The following is a 5,673-nucleotide window of genomic DNA, read 5'->3' as shown; positions in this document are numbered from 1 at the left end:
GACGCCGTGGGGCGGGAGACCTTCTGGTCTCCCGCCCCACGGCGTCGTTTCACGTGAAACACGGTTGGTCACCAACTGATCCCGGCCGCCACCGGCAGGTGATCGCTACCGGTGGCCGGCAGCGTCCACGCGCTCCTCGGCTCCACGCCCCGGACGAGGATCTGGTCGATCCGCGCCACCGGGAACTTCGCCGGCCACGTGAAGCCGAAGCCGTCCCCGGCCTCGTCCTGGGCCGAGTCCAGCTGCGAGGTGAGGCCGTCGAACGCGCGGTCGTCCGTGGTGCCGTTCATGTCCCCCAGCAGCACCACCCGCTCGTTCCGCTCGGCGGCGACGGCCTTGGCGAGCGCCTGGGCACCACGGTCCCGGCTGCCCGTCCAGAAGCCGCCCTGGGGAAACAGGCGTACGGACCCCTGGTGCACCACGTACACCGCCAGTGGCCCGTGGTCCGTGGCCACCGTGGCGCGGAGTGCCCGGTTGTCGGGCAACGTGACGTCGGCCGGCTTGGCCTCGCCCAGCGGTCCGACGTCCTGCTGGATGTCGACCCTGCGGATGTCCGACAGCGGCAGCTTGCTCCACAGCCCGACCGTGCCCAGGACCGTGTGGTGCGGGTAGGCCTTCGCCAGCCCCTTCTCGTACAGCGGCTTCGCCTGCGGGGTGATCTCCTCCAGGGCCAGCACGTCCGTGCCGGAGGCGGCCAGGTCACGGGCGGTGCCGGCCGGGTCCGCGTTGTCGGCGTTGACGTTGTGGGTGGCCACGGTGAGATCGCTGCCGGGACGGGACTTGTCGACGAGCAGCCCGCCGAAGAGGCTCAGCCACACCACGACCGGCAGCAGCAGCGCGACCAGCGCGGAGGCGGAGCGGCGCCACAGCGCCCCGGCCAGCAGCACGGGGATGAGCAGGCCGAACCACGGCAGGAAGCTCTCCACCAGGCTGCCGAGGCCTCCGCGGTCCGTGACCTGTGCGTGGAACAGCATGAGCAGGCCGAGCAGCAGCGCCAGCGCCGTGAGCACCAGGCCGCGCCTCCAGGGCCGCACGCGCCAGGTGACGGATCCGGCACCGACGCCACCCGTGCTTCCCGCGCTGTCCGCGTCGTCCACAAGGCCCGTGCTGTCCGTGCTCTCGGTGCTGTCCGTACGAAAAGTGCTGCTCACTGCCGCATCCTCGGGTCCTGGGTGGGGTCGGCGTACATCCGCGGGCAGCCGTCACCGATCGCTTCGGTACGCAGCTCGTAGTGCCACGCCTCGTTCTCGTAGATCTGGCACAGCCCGTACTCGGCGCCGTGCCGGGACAGCCACTCCGCCGCTGGGGAGGGCCCGATGTCGACCGCGTCCCCCGACACGTGGGGAGACGTCTGCGCGGTGGCCACCCATCGGGAGGCCTCGTATGCGGACCCGTACTTGGCGATCGCCTGGCGAAGAAGCTGGTTCTGGTACTCCGGGGAGCGCCAGCCGCTGTTGACGTGGAACGCGACTCCGTCGTCCGCGGCCTCCGTCGCCGCCCGGCGGAGGGCCTTGAGCAGATCCGGATCGAGCTTGGCGACCGCCGGAACACCGTCGTCGAAGACCGTGACGTCGTCGGGGACCACGCCGTCGGCCTCACCGGGCGTACCGCGCCCCTCGTCGGGAGGAGCCTTCGGAGGTGATGCCGCCGAGGAGGACGAAGAGGACGACGAGGGCGAGGACCACGGCAGCTGATGGCCGAGGACCGCGATGATCACCGCGAGGACCGCTGTCAGCCCGATGACAAGGATCCGACGCATCCGGCTGTTCCCGGGACTGGGCCGTACCGATGGTGGGGTTCGAGTCATACCGCCAGTGAAGGCAGCGCGGTGTTGTGGGCCCGTATGCGGTTTTCGATATACCGCCGATATGTGGTGACTCGTAGCCTCGATGACATGCGCGTGCTGATTGTCGAGGACGAACCCTTTCTGGCGGAGGCCATCCGCGACGGCCTCCGCCTGGAGGCCATCGCGGCCGACATCGCGGGGGACGGCGACACCGCTCTGGAGCTCCTGTGCGTCAACACCTACGACATCGCCGTCCTCGACCGCGACATCCCGGGACCGTCCGGCGACGAGATCGCCAGGCGCGTCGTCGCCTCCGGCAGCGGCATGCCGATCCTCATGCTCACGGCGGCCGACCGCATCGACGACAAGGCCTCCGGCTTCGAGCTCGGCGCCGACGACTACCTCACGAAACCCTTCGAGCTGCAGGAACTCGCGCTCAGGCTCAGGGCGCTCGACCGCAGACGCGCCCACAGCAGGCCGCCCGTACGGGAGATCGCGGGGGTGCGACTCGACCCGTTCCGCAGAGAGGTCTACCGCGACGACCGCTATGTCGCGCTGACCAGGAAACAGTTCGCCGTACTCGAAGTCCTCGTCGCCGCCGAGGGCGGCGTCGTCAGCGCCGAGGAGCTCCTGGAACGCGCGTGGGACGAGAACGCCGACCCGTTCACCAACGCCGTACGCATCACCGTCTCGGCCCTGCGCAAGCGCCTCGGCGAACCGTGGATCATCGCCACCGTGCCGGGCGTCGGCTACCGCATCGACACGCCACCGCGGGCCGGACACGAGGGAGGGGACCGTGGATAGGCGCCCCGGGCTGAGCGTCCGCCTCCAACTCACTCTCAGCTACACCGGGTTCGTCATGCTGGCCGGCATCCTGCTGCTCGGCGCCGTGTGGGTGTTCCTCCTGGAGTACGTTCCGGACGACTGGAACCGCCGCATGATGCACCAGAACCCCAACCGCCAGCTCCTCCTGGGCACCTTCGCCCCGGCGGCGTTCACCGTCATGGTGTTCCTGCTCGTGCTCGGCCTCGTGGGCGGCTGGTTCCTCGCCGGCCGCATGCTCGCCCCCCTGACCAGCATCACCCACGCCACACGCATGGCCACGGCCGGATCGCTCTCCCACCGGATCCGGCTGCCGGGCCGCAAGGACGAGTTCCGCGAGCTCGGCGACGCCTTCGACACGATGCTCGCGCGGCTCGAAGCACACGTCGCCGAGCAGCGGAGATTCGCGGCCAACGCCTCCCACGAGCTGCGTACCCCGCTGGCGATCTCCAAGGCGCTGCTCGACGTGGCCCGCACCGACCCGCACCACGATCCCCGCGAGCTCGTCGACCGCCTCCACGCCGTGAACACCCGGGCGATCGACCTGACGGAAGCGCTGCTGCTGCTCAGCCGCGCCGAACAGCGCGCCTTCACCCGAGAACGCGTCGACCTGTCGCTCCTGGCCGAGGAAGCGACCGAAACCCTTCTCCCGCTCGCGGAGAAGCACGGCGTCACGGTCACGACCCGGGGCGACATCAGCACCACCGTCGGATCGCACGCGCTCCTGCTCCAGCTGACCACGAACCTCGTGCACAACGCGATCATCCACAACCTGCCCGGACAGGGCACGGCGGGCACCGTGTGGGTCGACACCGGCGTCCGCGCCGGGACCGCCGTGCTCACCGTCGAGAACACCGGCGAGAAGCTCACCCCAGAGCTGGCCTCGACCCTCACCGAGCCCTTCCGGCGCGGCACCGAACGCGTGCACACCGATCACGCCGGCGCCGGCCTCGGCCTGGCCATCGTCAGGACCATCGCCCAGGCCCACGACGGCACCCTCACCCTGACCCCGCGCCCGGCCGGCGGCCTCCGCATCACCGTGGAACTGCCCGCGGCCTGACACGACAGCGCACGTCGGCAGGCGGCACCGCACGTCAGCGCTCGTCAGCGCCCCCGGCGGCACGCGGCAGCACGCAAAAAGCCCCTCCAAACCGCGTTTCCGCAGGTCGGAGGGGCTTTCTCACGTGGAGCCTAGGGGAGTCGAACCCCTGACATCTGCCATGCAAAGACAGCGCTCTACCAACTGAGCTAAGGCCCCGTGAGCGATGCGTCGGACCGGAAGAATCACCTCCCGGCGTGCACCGCAGACCAGAGTACCGGGTCTCCCCCCGGATCTCGCAAAAGGATTGGGGGTCCCGGTCCACGACCACGCTCCGTAAGATGCTCGACGTGGTTCGCGGCAGCGAACCGCGGTCTTAGGGGAAGCGATGGGGAGACGCAATGGACGCCGCACAGCAGGACACCACCGCGAGAGCACGGGAGCTCCAGCGGAACTGGTACGGAGAGCCGCTGGGGGCGCTCTTCCGTCGGCTCATCGATGATCTGGGCCTGAACCAGGCCCGCCTCGCCGGAGTCCTCGGCCTTTCCGCGCCCATGCTCTCCCAGCTGATGAGCGGTCAGCGCGCCAAGATCGGCAACCCCGCCGTCGTCCAGCGCGTCCAGCTCCTCCAGGAACTGGCGGGCCAGGTCGCCGACGGCAGCGTGAGCGCCGCCGAGGCCACCGACCGCATGGACGAGATCAAGAAGTCCCAGGGCGGCTCCGTCCTCACCAACACCTCGCAGACGGCGACCAGTTCGGGCGCGCCCACCGTGAAGCGCGTGGTGCGTGAGATCCAGTCGCTGCTGCGCTCCGTCGCGGCGGCCGGCGACATCATCGATGCCGCGGACTCCCTCGCCCCCACCCACCCGGAGCTGGCAGAGTTCCTCCGGGTGTACGGCGCCGGGCGCACCGCGGACGCGGTCGCCCACTACGAGGCGCACCAGAGCTGAGCCGTCGACCGGGCCGCGCGACGGCCCGGAAGGGGAGCGGAGCGCGACCATGGGTGAGGTCTTCGCCGGCCGGTACGAACTGGTCGACCCGGTCGGCCACGGGGGAGTCGGAGCGGTCTGGCGCGCCTGGGACCACCGACGGCACAGGTATGTGGCCGCCAAGGTCCTCCAGCAGAGCGACGCACACTCCTTGTTGAGATTCGTGCGGGAGCAGGCGCTCCGCATCGACCATCCCCATGTGCTCGCGCCCGCCAGCTGGGCCGCCGACGACGACAAGGTCCTGTTCACCATGGACCTGGTCGGCGGCGGCTCACTGGCGCACGTGATCGGGGACTACGGCCCACTGCCGCCCCGCTTCACCTGCGTCCTTCTCGACCAGCTCCTCTCCGGCCTCGCCGCCGTCCACGCCGAGGGCGTCGTCCACCGGGACATCAAGCCGGCCAACATCCTGCTGGAGGCCACCGGCGCCGGACGCCCGCACCTGCGCCTCTCGGACTTCGGCATCTCGATGCGCAAGGGCGAGCCTCGACTGACGGAGACCGACTATGTCGTGGGGACGCCCGGCTATTTCGCCCCCGAGCAAATGCTGGGCGCGGAACCGGACTTCACCGCCGACCTCTTCGCCGTCGGCCTGGTCGCCCTGTATCTCCTGGAGGGCGCCAAACCGGATGCCAGGGCCCTGATCGAACACTTCGCCGACCACGGCACTCCCAGGGCCCCTCGCGGCATGCCTGAGCCCCTCTGGCAGGTCATCGCGACCCTGCTCCAGCCGGACCCCCAGACGCGCTTCCGCACCGCCACAGGCGCCCGCAAGGCGTTGGCCTCCGCCGCCGAGATGCTGCCCGAGCCGGGCCCGGACGACGAGCTCATCGAGATCTTCGACCAACTCGCCCCGCTACCCACGGGGTTCGGCCCCGACGGCCCGCTCACGGCCGCACCACGGTCCGGCGCGTCTCCCCGCCACGCGCGCCCCGCCCCAGGAACCGGAACCGGAACGCCCGCCGCCTACACACCACCGACCGGCACCCCATCGGGCCTCACGCCGTCCGGCCCCACTCCACCCGCGCCGTCTACCC

6 protein-coding genes and 1 tRNA gene are annotated in these 5,673 nt (G+C 70.6%); 4 read left to right on the top strand and 3 right to left on the bottom strand.

The genetic code is table 11. The annotated features are described in order from the left end of the window. Positions 1-68: 68 nt before the first annotated feature. The gene (locus tag AOK22_RS12870; RefSeq protein ID WP_055698752.1) at positions 69-1,034 is read right to left on the bottom strand and encodes an endonuclease/exonuclease/phosphatase family protein; all 966 of its coding nucleotides are present in this window, start codon (positions 1,032-1,034) and stop codon (positions 69-71) included. Positions 1,035-1,147: 113 nt separating this feature from the next. Further along, positions 1,148-1,759: a M15 family metallopeptidase gene (locus AOK22_RS12865; RefSeq protein WP_055698750.1), complete on the bottom strand. Its 612-nt coding sequence runs from the start codon at positions 1,757-1,759 to the stop codon at positions 1,148-1,150. Between the two features lie 135 nt (positions 1,760-1,894). On the opposite strand from AOK22_RS12865, the gene AOK22_RS12860 reads away from it, so the two are divergent. Together AOK22_RS12860 and AOK22_RS12855 are read left to right on the top strand one after the other, a co-directional pair. After that, entirely contained in the window at positions 1,895-2,590 is a 696-nt protein-coding gene (locus AOK22_RS12860; protein WP_055698749.1) for a response regulator transcription factor, read from the top strand. Beyond that, positions 2,583-3,668: a sensor histidine kinase gene (locus AOK22_RS12855; RefSeq protein WP_193433281.1), complete on the top strand. Its 1,086-nt coding sequence runs from the start codon at positions 2,583-2,585 to the stop codon at positions 3,666-3,668. Before AOK22_RS12860 ends, AOK22_RS12855 begins: the two co-directional genes overlap by 8 nt. Before the next feature lie 125 nt (positions 3,669-3,793). Here the strand turns inward: AOK22_RS12855 and AOK22_RS12850 are convergent. Continuing rightward, positions 3,794-3,866, bottom strand: a tRNA-Ala gene (locus AOK22_RS12850). Between the two features lie 182 nt (positions 3,867-4,048). Between AOK22_RS12850 and AOK22_RS12845 the strand changes: the two genes are divergently transcribed. Further along, on the top strand, positions 4,049-4,597 hold the full coding sequence (locus tag AOK22_RS12845; RefSeq protein WP_055563954.1) for a helix-turn-helix domain-containing protein: 549 nt from the start codon (positions 4,049-4,051) through the stop codon (positions 4,595-4,597). 49 nt (positions 4,598-4,646) lie between these two features. After that, a partial coding sequence (locus tag AOK22_RS12840) for a serine/threonine-protein kinase (RefSeq protein ID WP_157872228.1) occupies positions 4,647-5,673 on the top strand: 1,027 nt, incomplete at its 3' end.

The sequence above is a fragment of the Streptomyces silaceus genome, assembly GCF_001419745.1.
Taxonomy (GTDB): domain Bacteria; phylum Actinomycetota; class Actinomycetes; order Streptomycetales; family Streptomycetaceae; genus Streptomyces; species Streptomyces silaceus.
The sequence above is the reverse complement of the archived record's forward strand: the minus strand, read 5'-3'. Positions and strand labels throughout refer to the sequence as shown.